This window comes from Enterococcus sp. AZ194 (assembly GCF_051713825.1).
GTDB lineage: Bacteria > Bacillota > Bacilli > Lactobacillales > Enterococcaceae > Enterococcus_K.
This window is the reverse complement of sequence record NZ_JBIOQR010000001.1, coordinates 3,700,045-3,717,571: the sequence shown is the minus strand read 5'-3', so window position 1 is coordinate 3,717,571 and position 17,527 is coordinate 3,700,045. Positions and strand designations below refer to the sequence as shown.

General features: G+C 39.3%; 14 protein-coding genes, 1 pseudogene and 1 riboswitch. Of the genes and pseudogenes, 9 read left to right on the top strand and 6 right to left on the bottom strand.

Features of this window, described 5'->3' with window-relative positions:
• Positions 1-44: 44 nt before the first annotated feature.
• From IGI37_RS17265 to IGI37_RS17245, 5 genes and pseudogenes are all read right to left on the bottom strand, one after another.
• Positions 45-167, bottom strand: a pseudogene (locus IGI37_RS17265) (DUF3788 family protein); the annotation flags it as partial.
• A 27-nt stretch (positions 168-194) separates the two neighbouring features.
• Positions 195-929, bottom strand: coding sequence for an amino acid ABC transporter ATP-binding protein (locus IGI37_RS17260; RefSeq protein ID WP_438763313.1), 735 nt, complete (start codon positions 927-929; stop codon positions 195-197).
• An 11-nt stretch (positions 930-940) separates the two neighbouring features.
• The gene (locus IGI37_RS17255; protein ID WP_438763312.1) at positions 941-2,554 is read right to left on the bottom strand and encodes an ABC transporter substrate-binding protein/permease; all 1,614 of its coding nucleotides are present in this window, start codon (positions 2,552-2,554) and stop codon (positions 941-943) included.
• Between the two features lie 138 nt (positions 2,555-2,692).
• A riboswitch (Lysine riboswitch) is annotated at positions 2,693-2,866 on the bottom strand.
• Positions 2,867-3,268: 402 nt separating this feature from the next.
• The gene (locus IGI37_RS17250) at positions 3,269-4,390 is read right to left on the bottom strand and encodes an IS4 family transposase (RefSeq protein WP_438762923.1); all 1,122 of its coding nucleotides are present in this window, start codon (positions 4,388-4,390) and stop codon (positions 3,269-3,271) included.
• 725 nt (positions 4,391-5,115) lie between these two features.
• The gene (locus IGI37_RS17245; RefSeq protein ID WP_438763311.1) at positions 5,116-5,412 is read right to left on the bottom strand and encodes a hypothetical protein; all 297 of its coding nucleotides are present in this window, start codon (positions 5,410-5,412) and stop codon (positions 5,116-5,118) included.
• 577 nt (positions 5,413-5,989) lie between these two features.
• Between IGI37_RS17245 and IGI37_RS17240 the strand changes: the two genes are divergently transcribed.
• From IGI37_RS17240 to IGI37_RS17225, 4 genes are all read left to right on the top strand, one after another.
• On the top strand, positions 5,990-6,961 hold the full coding sequence (locus tag IGI37_RS17240) for a pyridoxal-phosphate dependent enzyme (protein WP_438763310.1): 972 nt from the start codon (positions 5,990-5,992) through the stop codon (positions 6,959-6,961).
• Positions 6,962-7,116: 155 nt separating this feature from the next.
• The gene (locus IGI37_RS17235) at positions 7,117-7,827 is read left to right on the top strand and encodes an NAD-dependent protein deacylase (protein ID WP_438763309.1); all 711 of its coding nucleotides are present in this window, start codon (positions 7,117-7,119) and stop codon (positions 7,825-7,827) included.
• 26 nt (positions 7,828-7,853) lie between these two features.
• Positions 7,854-8,708 (top strand): chorismate mutase, encoded by an 855-nt coding sequence (locus tag IGI37_RS17230; RefSeq protein ID WP_438763308.1) that lies wholly within the window; start codon positions 7,854-7,856, stop codon positions 8,706-8,708.
• Entirely contained in the window at positions 8,705-9,229 is a 525-nt protein-coding gene (locus IGI37_RS17225) for a transcription repressor NadR (protein ID WP_438763307.1), read from the top strand. Before IGI37_RS17230 ends, IGI37_RS17225 begins: the two co-directional genes overlap by 4 nt.
• A gap of 76 nt (positions 9,230-9,305) precedes the next feature.
• On the opposite strand, the gene def is transcribed toward IGI37_RS17225, so the two are convergent.
• A complete protein-coding gene (def, locus tag IGI37_RS17220; RefSeq protein ID WP_438763306.1) occupies positions 9,306-9,875 on the bottom strand; it encodes a peptide deformylase in 570 nt (189 codons plus the stop codon).
• Between the two features lie 301 nt (positions 9,876-10,176).
• On the opposite strand from def, the gene rpsO reads away from it, so the two are divergent.
• From rpsO to IGI37_RS17195, 5 genes are all read left to right on the top strand, one after another.
• On the top strand, positions 10,177-10,446 hold the full coding sequence (gene rpsO / locus IGI37_RS17215; RefSeq protein WP_438763305.1) for a 30S ribosomal protein S15: 270 nt from the start codon (positions 10,177-10,179) through the stop codon (positions 10,444-10,446).
• A 252-nt stretch (positions 10,447-10,698) separates the two neighbouring features.
• Positions 10,699-12,816 carry a polyribonucleotide nucleotidyltransferase gene (pnp, locus tag IGI37_RS17210; RefSeq protein WP_438763304.1) on the top strand — a complete coding sequence of 706 codons (2,118 nt, stop codon included), beginning with the start codon at positions 10,699-10,701 and terminating at the stop codon, positions 12,814-12,816.
• 233 nt (positions 12,817-13,049) lie between these two features.
• Positions 13,050-13,892 (top strand): BglG family transcription antiterminator LicT, encoded by an 843-nt coding sequence (gene licT / locus IGI37_RS17205; protein WP_438763303.1) that lies wholly within the window; start codon positions 13,050-13,052, stop codon positions 13,890-13,892.
• Between the two features lie 123 nt (positions 13,893-14,015).
• Positions 14,016-15,845 carry a beta-glucoside-specific PTS transporter subunit IIABC gene (locus IGI37_RS17200; RefSeq protein WP_438763302.1) on the top strand — a complete coding sequence of 610 codons (1,830 nt, stop codon included), beginning with the start codon at positions 14,016-14,018 and terminating at the stop codon, positions 15,843-15,845.
• 176 nt (positions 15,846-16,021) lie between these two features.
• Positions 16,022-17,449, top strand: a complete 1,428-nt coding sequence (locus IGI37_RS17195) for a glycoside hydrolase family 1 protein (protein WP_438763301.1) — start codon at positions 16,022-16,024, stop codon at positions 17,447-17,449.
• The last annotated feature ends 78 nt before the right edge of the window (positions 17,450-17,527 follow it).

Sequence of the window (17,527 nt, the reverse complement as noted above, 5' to 3'; positions counted from 1 at the left end):
AGCGGCTTGGACATAACTCTACAAGCTATGTCCAAGCCGCTTTTTATCCGAATAAACGGTGGACACAGAAGCAACTCCTTCGGAAATAAGCTGAAATTCACAAAAATTTGAAGAGCAATTTCCGTGAATTCCTTCTTATTTCTCGGAGTTAAACACTTCTGTCCCAACCTCCACTTTTGAGAGAGACAATCAAGTTAATCTAACACGCGATGAAGAAATTCTTTTGTCCGAGTTTCTTTTGGATGAACAAAGATATCCTCGGGTGTTCCTTCTTCGGCAATCACACCTTTATCCATAAAGATGACGCGGTCTGAGACCTCTCTTGCAAAGGCCATTTCGTGTGTAACGACAATCATGGTTAAACCTGTGTGAGCTAGTTTTTTCATGGTTGTTAAAACTTCGCCGACCATTTCTGGATCGAGTGCGGAAGTCGGTTCATCAAAGAGCATCACATCTGGATTCATTGAAAGGGCACGAGCAATCGCTACACGTTGTTTTTGTCCGCCAGATAGCTGAGAAGGTTTTGCATCAATATAACGAGACATACCAACATTTTCCAAATTTTGAATCGCAATTTTACGGGCTTCTTCTTTGGAACGCTTTAGGACCGTTAACTGACCAGATAAGCAGTTATCCAAAACATTCATATTATTAAACAAATTAAATTGTTGGAAAACCATTCCCAAATGAGTACGGTAAGTGGGAAGGTTGTAGCCTTTTTCTAGCACATTTGTTTCATTGTAAAGAATTTTTCCATCTGTTGGTTTTTCTAATAAATTGATACAACGTAAAAGCGTTGATTTTCCGGAACCAGAAGAGCCGATGATGGTAACAACTTCTCCTTTATTCACAGTTAAATTGATATCTTTTAAGACTTCATTTTTGCCAAAACTTTTTTTCAAGTGTTGAACATCGATAATTGTATTCATGGGCAACCTCCTTATTTTTCTTCCTGAACAGCTACTTCATCTGGGTCGTTAATTTGAACATAAGCAGATGGGCCATCCATTTTTTTCTCAACAACACGTAAAATTCGAGTGATTATGTAGGTCATAATCAAATACATAACACCGACAATCGCAAAGGTTTGGAAGAATTTGTAGTTTCCACCAGCCTGTGCATTTCCTTGGAAGAATAAGTCGGCCACACCGATAACACTTAATACAGCGGTATCCTTGATGTTGATAACAAATTCGTTTCCAGTTGCAGGTAAAATATTTCTCAAAACTTGTGGGATAATAACTTTACGCATGGTTTGGCCATGTGTCATCCCGATTGCTTGAGCGGCTTCAAATTGCCCTTTATCAACAGAGAAGATTCCCCCACGAACAATCTCTGACATATAAGCCCCAGTATTAATGGAGACGATGAATAGGGCAGCCACCGTTTTGTCTAAAGAAATTCCAAATGCAAGAGCTAATCCATAATAAATGACCATCGCTTGTACCATCATAGGTGTACCACGGAAGACTTCGATATAGACTGAAAGTAACCAGTTTGCAAATTTTTGTAAATAATAGAAGAATTTATTTTCGGATTCTGGAATCGTACGGAAAACACCGATTAATAAACCTAAGGCAGTTCCAACAAATGTTCCAAATAGAGCGATAAGTAAGGTTAGTCCGGCACCGCGTAAAAAGAGTGAGCCTGATTGATCCCATATCTCTTTAATATCAGCGAGAATACCTGATTTTGCGGTCTCGCCACTAGAATCTTCAGTGGCAGCAGGTTGATCGACAATCGCTTGATCCATGATTTTTGTGCGTTCTTCTGGCGAGATAGTCGCTAAAATCTCATTGACTTTCTCTTGATCAGTGTCGCCTTTACGCATTCCAATTGCTACTTGAACATCTTCAGGAGTTGTTTGAAACCCATCCTCATCAGAAAACTCAAGCATAGTCATGTTTTTATCCACGCTTGTTGCAGTAACTCCTTCAGGCCGCTCACTGACATAACCATCAATGATTCCTGACGCAAGAGCAGTTCTCATAGCTGAAAAATTATCCATAGCTTGTTCTTTTTTGACTCCAGGTATTTGATCAATCACGGAGTAATGGAAGGTACTTAGTTGACCGGTAATCTTCGCACCAGATAGGTCTTTCAAACTTTTAGCGTTTGCATAAGGGCCATCTTTTTTCGCTACGACGACTAATTGTGATTCGTAATAGGCATCTGTAAAATCAACTTCTTTTCGACGCTCAGCAGTTGGGGACATCCCCGCGATAATAGCATCAATTTTTCCCGATTGTAATGCGGGGGCTAGACCATCCCACTTGGTTTGAACAATCACTATTTTTTTGCCCAAGCCTTCTGCAACTTTTTTGGCGATTTGCACATCATAACCGCCAGCATAAGCTCTGTTATCAAGAGCTACAGCGCCATTTGAATCATCCTTTTGGGACCAGTTGAACGGCGCATAACCAGCCTCCATTCCCACACGAAATTCATCAGCAGGTGTTTTTTCATCGGCCTGTGCGATGATTGGTGCGCTTAGACTGGCCAATGATAAAATGAAGCTTAGTACAACGATTACTGATAAGACTCTTTTTTTCATTTTTTTCTCCCCTTTTTACTTTTACAAGATATTCGGTTTGGCTAATGTGTAAAGAATAGTTAAATTATTTCGATAGAACAAAAAAAAGCCGCCATCTATATGCTAAGGCCGCCTGGTTTTATCGATAGTAAACCTCTCACAAAACATAGCGCAACTTAGTATCACTACTAAGACAGTCCATAAGCTGTTAACTTATGTCCCAACATAAAGTCCAAGAGATGACTTTACATTTCGGCGATTCTTCCTAGGCCTGCTTCAGCGTGTCTTCTTCACTCCACAGGATTAATAAGTCTCGCGACCTCTACCTCATTGATTGAGGTATCTCATATTCAGTTAATTAAATTAATACAGTTATTGAGTCTACTTTATAACCGAATGATTGTCAATAAAATATTCTTATTTTGACTTAGTTCCATTAACTTGCTATAATTTAAGTGTAGGAAAAAGGTGGTGGTACACCTTTTTCAAAATTGCTTCGGCAGTGGATTTTGGTGGCTTAGAGGATTACTCCTCTAAGTTTTTTATTTTGTAAACAATCTCTAATAATAAATTAACTCACTAGTGTTGCGCAAATATAGTCAGAATAATCTGAAAACTATCTTTCGCTAAAATTTTAAAAAAGTCGAATGCTTACGCAAGGGATGACTTTTTTCCAGAAAATTTTGGTCGTATTTAACTGAATCCTAAAAGCGTCGACAACGTATTTAGTCAAAATCACCCGGGTCTGTGGCGCTCTAACCAGATTTCTGCAGGCTCAAAACGTAGATAATGAAATGAGCGCTTTAACTGGAAAAGTGTCGCTACCGAATTCAATTCGATCTTTACCAAATAGGTTAACAGCGTCGCGATAAGGGTGAGAATCACTTGATTAATTGCACCTTGTTCGCTTCGTGAGTAAAGTTGCTTGATTGCCAGATTCTGTTTTAAATGTTTGAAAAACAGCTCAATTTGCCAACGTGCTTGATACATGTCGGCGACTTCATTTGGCGAAATATCAAAACGATTGGTAACGATTCGCAAGAGACGTTGACCTTTCGTCAAAACAGTCACAAGACGAAATCGTTCGGTGACGTGATTGTTTCCGCCGCCTAAAATGACGTGTTGATCACTGATAAGTTGACCGTCTGTTGTTTTTGGATTCACGAGTTCAATTTGTTCTAAGACTGTAATCGTCGTATTGGATTTTGTTCGTGTCACAAAGAAATAACCGTCATTGTGCAGGCGATCCAGCAGTTTGTAATCAAAATAGCCGCGATCCACAACATAGGTCGCTTCTGTTTTGTCCACTAAACATTCGAAATGATTCCGGTCATGTTCTTCGGCATTAGTAATCGTAAAATGTTCTGGGTATTGATTGGTTTTGTCCAGATAACAGAGGTTCAAATGAAGCTTGATACCTGCTTTAGTTTTCCGAAAATTTGCCCATGGAAACCGCGTCTTATTCAACGGGATCGTGGTTGAATCAACAAGTTGAAGGCTAGTTGTTTTTGAACTTGGTCGTTCTTTTGCCACTTTCTGAGCCAACTGCGCAAAGATCTCCATTAGAACTTCTTGACTGATTTCAGGAATTTTACGAGAAAGTGAACTGTAGCACAGCGAATCTATGCCTATTTCTTGGCGAAGACTTCGATCCATAAAGGATCTGTCCATTTCGCGAAAGCTTGGAAGCTCTTCATAAACGGCATGTAACAGAACTTTAATTGTGGTCGTGAAGTCCAGTTTTTTACTGTAAGAATTAAATTGTTGCATCCAATTTTTGGCTTCTTCCGATAAATTATTCAAATTTATTGAAGAAAACCATTTCTGAAATGAAGTTTTTGAGTTATACTTATCCATGTTGTGGTCCTTTTTATTGGTCTTGGATAAGTCATCCAAGAGTAGTATAAAGGATTTTTTTTGTCTGGATAGCTTTATATCAAGTTTTAGATAGGTTGAGGAGTCTTTGCAACACTAGTGAAATTAACTATTATTAGGATTGTCATAATGTCATTAAACATTATGCTCAAAATGCAACCTTCCTCATTCCACTGGTATTCATCGGCCAACACCCCTTCAAACCAACGTTTCGTTTTATAATTGAAAAGTTGAGAGTGATTCACCACGACCAAAAACAATACTACACTTAAATTATAGTAAGTTGGTTCTATGAATATAATACGCTTTTGTTCGCTTTATTCATTAAAATCATATAATTTATGACGTATTTAAATTTCCGTGTGTAACAAATCAATTGTTGGGAAATTTAAGGACTATTTTTGATATAACTTGTATCCCACCTCGTTTACCAGTCTATTAAATAAAGGGGCTTATATGCGTAGGATTGATAGCTTTTATTGAGATATGGCTGGTGAAGTGAGCTGATCCTGAAAAGATAGAGTCATTCAACTAGATGGACTTACAAAGTAGAACTGGCAGCTAAGGCTTATTATAAGGAAACAAAATGTGCCATTTTGTATTTATCGCCTCACGCCTACCATCCCACTAAAAGGCCCTGCAAAAGTGGGACTGGCAAAAAAGAGCTGCCCGCTTAATTTGCGGACAGCTCCTTATTTGTATTTGGTTTACGCTGCAGCTGTTTTTGGCTCGCGCCCTAACACAGCTTGAACAACAGTCAGTACACCGTATCCTGCTAAAATCAAATAGATTAAGCTTGAATATTGAGTGATATCCCAACCCCAAGTTCTATAAACGACTAGCATAATAGCTAAAACGATAGCGGCGATCACGTTGAAAAAGGCAAATGCCCAAAGATTTCCATTCTCTTTGCGAGATAAATAGAAAACTGAAAAGAATAGGCTTAGAGCAAACCAAGCGATACAAGCTAAAATAATTCCCCAATAAATGAACAATGGTAACATGTTAATTCACCTCACTTTATACAGCTAGTATTTTAGCACGTTTTCAAATATTTGTCATGAATCTTGTGTGAAAGTTAACAATAACTAGTGGAACATAAAAAGAAATCCGAATGGTTATAAAAAATTAGACAGGGTTGGGTAATTTGTTTCCAAGCTTCAATTTTCATTCGGTCCTCGTAATTTAGCCGTTTTTCTTTGACTGATCCTATGAATAGTTCAATTGGGGGCATTTTAATTCCATTCATTATTAAATTTTTACAAGAGTTACTAAGTGAAGAAAGGTTCGCATTAGAAATCGGGGGTCAGTAAGCTTCTATTGCCAATAGCCAATCTTTTTGAATGCTACTAGAATTAGTGGGGGGACTCCTGATTCGCTGTTGTTCAAGGCGATAAGTACTAGCTTATCCTAAGTAGCAAATGAAGCAGTTATCATAGAGTAAAGTAAAAGTCTAATCTTCTGAAAAGAGCTTGCTAAAAAAACTCTCATCTAGCTCTTTTGAGACTGACGAAACAAGATGAAAGCGTTATAATTGCGATGAACCAAATAAGTACGGAGGTAGATTTGGAGGGAACGGATGTGACAACTTTTACAGAAGAACATGCGCAAGGAGAACTAGAGGTGGTTTATCAACGCCTGAAGCCTGTGGTCATTCATACACCACTGATGCCAAGCAATACGATGAATGCATTTGTTCAAGGAGATATCTATTTAAAATTAGAGAATTTACAAAGGACGGGCGCATTTAAATTTCGAGGTGCTTACAATAAACTTGCCCAATTAACTGTTGAAGAAAGAGTGCAAGGTGTTATTGCCTGTTCTGCGGGTAATCATGCGCAGGGGGTGGCGTTAGCGGCCTCACTTTTGAACATACATGCACGAATTTTTATGCCTGTTACAGCCCCAACAACAAAAATTGAAGCAACCAAAAATTATGGAGCAGAAGTAATTTTAGCGGGGACAACTTTTGATGAGACCAAAGAGCTTACAATAGCTGAGACGAAAAAATCGGGAGAGGTTTTTGTATCACCGTTTGATGATGAGGCGATTATTTACGGACAAGGAACGATAGGTCGAGAGATTCTCGAAGATTTGGCCGATGTAGATAATATAATTGTTCCGATTGGCGGTGGGGGTCTGATTGCTGGAATTGCGTTAGCCGTCAAAGAATTGAGGCCTGAAGTGAAAATTATTGGGGTTCAATCTTATCAAGTTCACGGAATGATTCGTTCCATTTGGGCACATCGTTTGATTGAAAACCGAACGGCACGAACGTTAGCGGATGGCTGCGATGTGGCTTTGGCAGGAGAGATCACGTATGATATTTTGAAGGATCGAATTGATGAAACTATTTTAGTAGAAGAAAAAGAGATTGAAGAAGCCATATTCTTTTTAGCTTTAAAAGAAAAAGTGGTTGCTGAGGGGGCCGGTGCCTTAAGTACAGCAGCAATTTTAAGTGGGAAAATTAATCATTTGCTTAAAGGAAAGAAAACGGTGGCCGTAGTTTCAGGTGGGAATATTGATTTTACTGTGTTGAAGGAATTTTTATAAGTCACTGAACTTAGTTCGCATACAGAGTAAAATGGAAAACGTTGATAGATGACAATCGTTTTCGTGAAGAAGGGACGCGCAAGGTGCTCCTTCTTTTTTTGCGAGCGTTGTTCATAAACAAAGACTTCGAGTATAATAGAGAAGAGGTGAGCTACATGAAAACTATTTTACCAAATGAAGCAGCTGAACAAATTCGCGCGGCACAAAAGATTACTTTTTTAACTGGTGCGGGTGTGTCAACGCCGTCAGGAATTCCAGATTATCGTTCATTAAAAGGAATCTATCAAGGAGTGGAGCAGCCAGAGTATTTGTTGAGTCATGAGGCAATGGTTTATGAACCTGAAAAGTTTTATCAATTTGTTCAAAACATTTACCACCCAACTGCCCAACCAAACATCATTCATCAGACAATGGCAAAACTGGAGGAACAAAAAGAGGTTTGGGTAGTGTCACAAAATATTGACGGATTGCATGAGGAAGCGGGAAGTAAGCACGTGATTAATTTTCATGGGAGCTTATACGAGTGTAGCTGTCGGAAATGTGGGCGCTCCGTTGCCTGGCAAAACTATCTAAAAAGTGATCGACATGAAGAGGAAAACTGCGGTGGGCAAATTCGTCCCGATATTGTATTATATGGGGAAGGCTTTAAAGAACATGTGCTAGAGGGCGCAATGAAAGCTGTCGAGCAGGCGGAATTAGTGGTCATTGTGGGAACCAGTTTTCAAGTCCATCCATTTTGTGATTTAATTCGGTATAAACAACCGCAAGCACAAGTATTAGTAATCAATCAAACACCGATTGCATTAGCTCAACCACATTCGTTTGTTGAAGCAGATGGGGTCCTTGTTTTTCAACAGATTAACTAGTAATAATGAGGTAAAGGAGTAAATAAATGACAACTTATAAAAGTGAAAAAGAAAAAATGATCGCAGGAGAACTTTATTTTTCTGCGGATCCTGAGTTAATTGCGGATCGTAAGTTTGCTCGGGAACAAATGGCGTTAATCAATGCGGAGCAAACACACGCTATTCGTAGCCAGCTCTTAAAAGAAACGCTTGGAACAACGGGCGAGCATGTTTATGTTGAGCCGACCTTTAGTTTTGACTATGGGTACAATATTCATGTTGGCGAAAATTTTTATGCCAATTTTAACTGTACATTTTTAGATGTGTGCCCAATTGTCATTGGTGATAATTGTATGTTTGGCCCCAATGTTCAACTGTACACAGCAACGCATCCTTTACATCCAGTGAAGCGAAATAGTGGCTTAGAAAACGGCAAACCTATCACGATTGGTAACAACGTTTGGTTAGGTGGTGGTGCGATTTTGGCACCAGGCGTGACGTTAGGTGACAATGTGGTTGTAGCAGCAGGCGCAGTCGTGACTAAGTCATTCCCCGAAAATGTTGTTGTAGGTGGAAATCCTGCAAGAGTCATTAAGGAAATCGAATTGGAAGAGTCAACAGATGCACTCAGCCAGCAGCGTCAACTAATCGATTCAGTCGATAGTCAGATTGTCCAATTGTTAGAAAAACGAATGACAGCCGTTTCAAAAATCGCCGAAATCAAAGGGGATAGTAGTAAGCCAGTGCTTGATTCTGCACGTGAAAAACAAGTCATTGAAAAAATTGAAAATCGAGTAACCGAAGTTTCATACAAAGAAACCATTGTGGAGACATACAAAGATATCATGAAGCATTCTCGTGCCTATCAGAAAGGAAAACTAGAGAAGGAGGAAAATGCGTGATTGAAGGAAGCTTACGACGCAGTGAAATTATCCGTCAATTGTTAGTGAGTGAAAAACCAATTAGCGCGAGTAAATTCGCCAAACAATTTGGTGTGAGCCGACAAATCATCGTTGGAGATATTGCCCTAATGCGTGCAGGTGGGGAAGATATTGTGGCTACCGCTCGAGGGTATCTTATAGAAAAGTCAACAAGTCAAGAAGGGTTGGTCAGTAAAATTGCTGTCCATCATGGACCAGATGAGACGAGACAAGAATTAGAATTGATTGTCCAGCACGGGGGCGAAATTCTTGATGTCATCGTGGAGCATCCCATCTATGGCGAGTTGGTTGGCGGGTTACATTTGAAGACAGAAAAAGACGTTGATTTATTTATGAAATCATACGAGAAAAGTCAGGGTTCCTTGTTATCGCAGTTGACGGCGGGCATTCATTTGCATACGATTCGCTATCAAGAAGAGGCACAAATAGAAGCTATCAAACAAGCTTTATTAGAGGCTGGAATCTTGTATCAGTCTGAATAAACGAGGTTCAAATAAACGGCAATAAGCAAAAACGTGTTTTCCCAACGATAGATTTTCGTCAGGAAAACACGTTTTTTTAGTCAATCACTAAAACCCCATCTTTAAGCGCAAATGGATTTTCTTTACTGATGTGATCGTAGAACATCACACCGTTTAAATGGTCAATCTCATGCTGGACAACAATGGATTCATAATTTTTTAAACGAATTTTTTGTTTGTTTCCTTCGCTATCAATGTAAGAAACAGTGATCTTGGCATGGCGAACGACATAACCAGGTACTTCACGGTCGACTGAAAGACAGCCTTCACCTTCGCCCAAGCAAGCATCCTGAACAGAGTGACTTAAGAGTTTTGGATTATACATCACGGCACTCAAAATCGGTTCCTCGTCTTCAGGATCGCTACTGGGTACGTGGACCGCAATGATTCGTTTTGAAATATTTAATTGAGGGGCAGCTAAACCAACGCCTCCACGTAGCTTCATTTCCTCAGCTTTCACAGGATCTTGACTATTTTTTAGAAATGTCATCATATCTTGTCCCAGTTCTACCTCTTCAGGAGTTAGGGGAACGGTCACTTCTTTTGCCACTTCACGAAGCGTTGGGTGACCTTCACGGATAATATCATCCATTGTAATTGTACTCATCGGGTTAAAAATACTCCTTTCAAGCAGCCAATAAAATAAAATAGGTGTCTGTAAAATGGCTTATTGACTTTGGTGAATTCAGATTGTTAAACATTCTGCATTATTTAGTTTAACATAAATCGGAAAAAGTGGGGGAGAAATTGTTCGAAAATCCTTTGAGAAAAGGAAAAGACTTCTTGCAATTTGGTGTAGTTTCGGGTAAAGTATACGTGTGTGTAATACACCGCCTGTCACTTGGTTGAGCGAATCACCAACGTTCTACTCAGTCACGGGATGAATCTAAAAGAAAGAGGTGGAAGACATGGCAATGTCAAAAGAACAAAAAAATAAAATCATGAGCGAATATGCACGTCACGAAGGAGATACTGGTTCTCCAGAAGTACAAATCGCTGTACTAACTGCAGAAATTAATCACCTAAATGAACATGCACGTGTTCACAAAAAAGATCACCATTCTTACCGTGGACTAATGAAAAAAGTTGGTCACCGTCGTAACTTGTTAGCTTACCTACGTAAGACTGACGTTCAACGTTACCGTGAACTAATCAAACGCTTAGAATTACGTCGTTAATTAAAATGAAAAAGTGAGGTTCAAAGCGAATCTCACTTTTTTGCTATTGATTGTCTCAGATGAGTATTTAGCAAAAATCATTTTGTTAAACTAGGAGGGAAGCACCTTACGCTTCAAAAAAAACGCCTATGAAAAGTTTGCCGGGCTTCTACTAACCAAATGAAAGGTCCTAAGGTAGGACGATCGTTTCGTTTAGGGTTTTTCATTTGTTTAGTAGCGTCTTACTTTTCACAAAGGCAAAAGGAGCTATTTATGTCAGAAAAACAAGTATTCAAAACCAATTGGGGTGGCCGCCCTCTACAAGTTGAGATTGGTCAACTTGCCAAACAAGCCAATGGAGCAGTCTTAGTTCGTTATGGAGATACCGTGGTTCTTAGTGCAGCAGTTGCTTCAAAAGATGCCAGAGATTTCGATTTCTTCCCATTGACTGTTAATTATGAAGAAAAAATGTATGCAGTAGGGAAAATTCCTGGGGGGTTCATCAAACGTGAAGGTCGTCCAAGTGAAAATGCAACGTTAACAGCTCGTCTAATTGACCGTCCGATTCGTCCGATGTTTGCAGAAGGCTTCCGTAATGAAGTGCAAATCACGAATACAGTCATGAGTGTAGAACAAGATTGCACACCAGAAATGGCGGCAATGTTTGGGTCTTCACTAGCATTAGCCATCTCAGATATTCCTTTTGATGGACCAATCGCAGGGGTTGATGTCGGTCGTGTAGATGGTCAATATGTCTTAAATCCAACGGTTGAACAAGCAGAAAAAACAGATATTGAGTTGACAGTTGCTGGAACAAAAAAAGCCATCAACATGGTTGAAAGTGGCGCAAAAGAAGTTTCAGAAGAAGATATGCTAGGCGCTTTATTATTCGGGTTTGAAGCAATTAAAGAATTAGTTGCTTTCCAAGAAGAAATTGTCGCAGCAGTCGGTAAACCAAAAATGGAAATCAAATTACTTCAAGTAGATGCAGAGTTGAAATCAGAAGTTTTTGCTGCGTATTACGGCACGATGAAAGAAGCTGTAATGACGGAAGAAAAACTGGCACGTGAAGATAACATCGATGCAGTGAAAGACCAAGTAAAAGAAGTCTATGCTGAAAAATTTGTTGGTCATGAAGAAGAAGAACGTCTTCTAAAAGAAATCAAACAAATTGCAGAAGATTTAGAAAAAGATGTGGTTCGTGAATTAATTACGCTTGATAAGATTCGTCCTGATGGTCGTAAATTGGATGAAATCCGTCCGTTGGCTTCAGAAGTGAAATTATTACCACGTGTTCATGGCTCTGGGTTATTTACTCGTGGCCAAACGCAAGCTCTTTCTGCATGTACCTTAGCACCACTTGGCGAACATCAAATCATTGATGGCCTAGGGGTTCAAGAAAATAAACGGTTTATCCATCATTATAATTTCCCACAATACTCTGTTGGTTCAACAGGACGTGCGGGTTCTCCAGGTCGTCGTGAGATTGGTCACGGGGCATTAGGTGAAAGAGCTTTGGCTCAAATTATCCCAACAGAAGAGGAATTCCCTTACACCATTCGTTTGGTGGCAGAAGTATTAGAATCAAATGGTTCTTCTTCTCAAGCAAGTATTTGTGCTGGAACCTTAGCTTTAATGGATGCTGGTGTACCAATTAAAGCACCCGTAGCCGGTATTGCAATGGGCTTAGTGAGCGATGGTGAAAACTATACAATCTTAACTGATATTCAAGGATTAGAAGACCATTTAGGCGACATGGACTTTAAAGTTGCGGGAACAAAAGATGGGATTACTGCTTTACAAATGGATATTAAAATTCAAGGAATTACGGAACAAATCTTAACAGAAGCCTTAACGCAAGCGAAAAAAGCTCGTTTAGAAATTTTAGAAGAATTAACTTCAACGATTGCTGAGCCTCGTGCCGAATTAAGTGAATACGCACCGAAAATTGAAATGATTAAGATTGATCCTGCGAAAATCAAAGATGTTATCGGTAAAGGTGGCGACACCATTAACGGAATCATTGATGAAACAGGCGTGAAGATTGATATCGATCAAGACGGGAATGTAAGTATTGCTTCTGCTGATGCTGATATGATTCAAAAAGCTATCAAGATTATTGAAGAGTTAACAAAAGAAGTTAAAGTTGGCGAAGTTTACCTAGGTAAAGTGGTCCGCATTGAAAAATTTGGTGCGTTTATCAACTTAATCAAAGGAAAAGACGGATTGGTTCACATCTCGCAATTGGCGAATGAACGTGTCAATAACGTGGAAGATGTTATCAAGCTAGGCGATGAAGTACTTGTAAAAGTCACTGAGATCGATAAACAAGGTCGTGTGAACTTATCAAGAAAAGCCTTGTTAGCTGACGAAAAAGGCGACAAAAAATAAACGATTAGAATGAAAGAAATCCCCGAATGAAGCGGGAAATACCTCGTTTCATTTAGGGAATTCTTTTTTATTTTCAAGAAAACGGTTGCTTTTTTTTCGTAATTGTTATAATCTAACTATACAAAAGCATATCTAGGATAGTAATTGTGCAAAGCAAGCTAAACCTGTTTATAAATAAGGGCGATATGGGCCTTTATTTGTGAACGGGTTTTTTCATTCTTAGGAGGAAGGAAATGAGAATAAATAAAGTACTAAACAATAATGCTGTGATTGTTTTGGATGAGAATAAAAGAGAACAAGTTGTTTGTGGACGTGGCATTGCCTTTAAGAAAAAAGCCGGCGATTGGCTACCAGAAAGTGAAAGTAATCAAATTTTTGTACTAAAGGATAAACAAGCGAGGAAGCGTTTTCAGCAGTTGGTACTAGAAATTTATCCAGAAGAGTTAGAAGTGACAAACGAGATTATCAAGTATGCCAAGGCTAGAGTCGGCAAACAATTGAGTGAGAATCTTCTGATTTCCTTGAGTGACCATATTCATAATTCCATTAAACGGACGAATGAGGGAACCATTTTACGAAATGCGATGCTCTTTGATATCAAACGTTTTTACACAAAAGAGTTTGAAATCGGCGTTGCGGCCCTTAAAATCATTGAGTCAAGGTTAAAGGTGAAGTTACCTGAAGATGAAGCGGGTTTTTTGGCGATTCATTTTGTCAATGCAGAGCTAGGTGAAGACTTGCATAACATGGTTGAAATCACAAAGATTATGCAGGAGCTTTCAAACATCGTCAAATATAGCTTTAATTTGGAATTTGATGAAGAGAATGTTTATTATTATCGTTTTATCACCCATCTGAAGTTTTTTGCTCAGCGAGTGATTAATGGAAAAATGTATGAAGATGGTGAAGAGGATTTGTTGGAGGTCATTGAACACAAATTCCAAGCGGCTTATACCTGTGTTTTGCGGATTGAAGAGTTTATTAAACAAAAATACAACTATCCGTTAACCAATGAGGAAAAAGCTTACTTGACGATTCATATACATCGAGTGGTGTATAAAACAAAAAAAGTATAAAGGATTCAAACAGCATAGAAAACAAGGAGGATCGTGGGAAAAGCTGTTGATATATATCTGGATGGTAACATTAAGTTGGCTAAACCTTCGCAAAACAAACGAATTTATTTGGAAGGTGAGAATATGAGAAAATATGAAGAACTAGCAGCAAAAATTATCAAAAATGTCGGTGGCGATGAAAACATTGAGAGTTTGACGCATTGTGTTACACGCTTGAGATTCCAGCTAAAGGATGAGAAAAAAGCGAATGACGCGATCATTAAAAACATGGATGGTGTCGTGACGTTGATGAAGAGTGCCGGACAGTACCAAGTGGTTATCGGCAACCATGTGCCAGATGTGTATGATGAAGTCTTGCGACAAGCACAAATCAAAACGTCGGAGTCAACTGGCAACGCAACAAAGAAAAAAATGAGCGCCGGCGATATCGTGATCGATTTTATCTCGAATGTCATGGGACCAATTTTACCAGTTTTAATGGCAAGCGGAATTTTAAAGGGTTTATTAGCGATTCTCCAATTTGCAGGTTGGATTGATCAAGATGGCGGGTTGTATGCGTTATTTAGCGGGATGGGCGATGCCTTATTCTATTTCTTCCCAGTGCTTTTAGGCCATACAACAGCAAAAAAATTGAAGATGGATCCATTTGTAGGGTTAATTATCGGGGCAGCACTTATGTACCCAACCTTACAAAATGTTGATTTGAATATCGTTGGCATTAAGATGAATGTTACGTATTCAAGTACCGTACTTCCGGTTATTTTGACAACCTTGTTGGCTTCAGTCATCTATAAATTCTTTAACAAGGTGATTCCAGATGTCATCAAAACCTTTATTGTTCCAATGCTGACAATTTTAATTGCTGTTCCAATCGGCTTTATCTTAATCGGCCCGGCTGCGAATTTTGTTTCAGATGCAATTGCGAATGGAATCATGAGTGTCTATGACTTCAGTCCAATTTTGGCGGGGATTATTCTTGGTGGAACATGGCAAATTTTGGTGATTTTTGGGATTCACAACGCCTTAGTTGCTGTAGCGATTGTTCAAATGATGTCAGGTCAACCGACACCAATTTTTGCTTTAACGACAGGTGCTTCTTATGCACAGTTAGCGGTTGTTTTTGCGATTTGGCTAAAAACAAAAAACAAAAAGTTAAAAGCGATTGCTTTACCGGCTTGGATTTCAGCTATCTTTGGTGTTACTGAGCCTGCGATTTATGGGGTGACTTTACCGCGCATCAAATACTTTGTGATTAGCTGTATTGGAGCGGCCTTAGGTGGTGCCTATATTGGTTTTTCAGGTATTTTGGTTTATCAAATGGCTGGGATGGGGATCTTCGGTTTCCCAGGATTCTTTGGTGGTGAGATGGCGATCCCAACGATTCTTATGCACTTTTTCATCGCTATTGCCATTTCAATGATTTCCTCATTTGTGGCAACGTATGTACTATTCAAAGATGACGCAATAGAAACGGATAATGAGACACATTCAGCGCAATCAGAAGAAATGGTTAGTGCACCAATCAAAGGGAAAATTATTCCTTTAAGTGAAATAAAAGATGAAGCTTTTTCTCTAGGCGTCTTAGGTAAAGGCGTTGCGATTCTTCCTGAAGAAGGCAAACTTTATGCGCCTGTTTCAGGCGTAGTAACAACGCTCTTCCCAACGTTACACGCGATTGGTCTGACGGCAGATAATGGCTTACAAATTTTGATTCATGTGGGTATGGATACTGTTCAATTACAAGGAGAAGGCTTCACGGCTCACGTCAAACAAGACGACCACGTAAATAAAGGCGATTTATTATTAGAGTTTGATATTGAGTTAATTAAAGCGCGTGGTTTCTCGGTTGAAACGCCCGTTGTTATCACAAATAGTAATGATTTGAAAAAAATTGAACCAACGAATTCTTCTGAAGTAGAAGTAGCGGACAATCTATTAGCGACGGAATTCTAACAGCTGACACGCTATAAATAGAACCGCTAAAACAAAGCAGATAGTTAGAGTAGAAGGCACGGATTGAACGAATTAAACGGATTGAATGGCCAAAGTCGAACAAGCTGAATGAACGGATTCACTAAAATAGATTGAAACAATCCACTGAAAATTAAAAGAAAAGTGAGGAAACAAGTATGACATTTCCAAAAGGATTTTTATGGGGCGGCGCAACTGCCGCTAACCAAGTCGAAGGGGCTTGGCAAGAAGGTGGCAAAGGAGAAAGTATTCCTGATCATATGGTGGCCGGAAGTCGAACATCACACCGCGTCATGACGCCAACAATCGATGTCGATAAGTATTACCCAAACCATGATGGGATTGATTTTTATCATCGTTACAAAGAAGACATTGCGATGTTTGCAGAGATGGGCTTTAAAGTTTTCCGTATGAGTATTGCTTGGTCAAGAATTTTTCCAAAAGGGGATGAGATGACCCCAAATGAAGAAGGGTTACGTTTTTACGATGAAGTCTTCGATGAATGTGCAAAGCATGGCATTGAGCCCCTAGTAACTATCAGCCATTTTGAGCTACCTTATCATTTGGCTGAAGAATATGATGGCTTTTTAGACCGTCGAACCATTGATTTTTACGTTCGTTATGCAACGACTTTATTTACGCGTTATAAAGATAAGGTCAACTATTGGTTAACCTTTAATGAAATTAACTTTGGCACCTTACCTCTAGGGGGGACGATGCTCTTGGGGATTCTGAATGATTCCGCCAATGAAGAGAAACGGTATCAAGCGTTGCATAATATGTTTGTAGCGAGTGCCAAAGCAGTTGAAGCCGGTCATAAAATTAATCCTGACTTTAAAATTGGTTGTATGCTAGCGTACATTACGATGTATCCTGCAACAGCGAAACCTGAAGACGTGCTGGCCTGTCGTGAACTGAATCAAAAGTTAAATTGGTTCTGCGGTGATGTACAAGTCAAAGGGAAATATCCGTATTTTATGGAAGAATACTTTAAAAAGAAAAACATTCAAATTGAACGTTCAGCTGAAGATTTGGCTACTATCAAACGTGGTGTTGTCGATTATTATACCTTCTCTTATTATATGTCGAGCTGTACATCAGCTGCGGAATATTCGGATGGCGAAACAGTTGGCGGAAACTTGTTTGGCGGTTTAAAAAATCCGTATTTGGAAACGAGTGAATGGGGTTGGCAAATTGATCCAGTCGGCCTGAGATATACGCTGAACGAATTATATGATCGGTATGAAGTACCGTTGATGATTGTAGAAAATGGTCTGGGTGCGGTAGATGTGATTGATGAAACGAACCAAATTCATGATGAGTACCGTATTGATTATATTCGCCGTCACATCATTGAGATGGACAAGGCGATTGAGGATGGCGTGGACTTAATCGGTTATACGCCTTGGGGTTGTATCGATTTGGTTTCAGGTGGAACCGGTGAAATGTCTAAACGTTACGGATTCATTTATGTCGATAAGGATGATAAAGGAAACGGCACATTTGATCGTTTGAAAAAAGATAGCTTTGAATGGTACAAACAAGTCATCGCAAGTAACGGACAAACGTGTCTTGAAACTGAATAAATCGGAGTTAGGGGATGAGGCGTCAGTTTGGCTTCTACCCCCTTTCTTGTCTTGTTAGTTGAAAGAATTCAGAAAGTT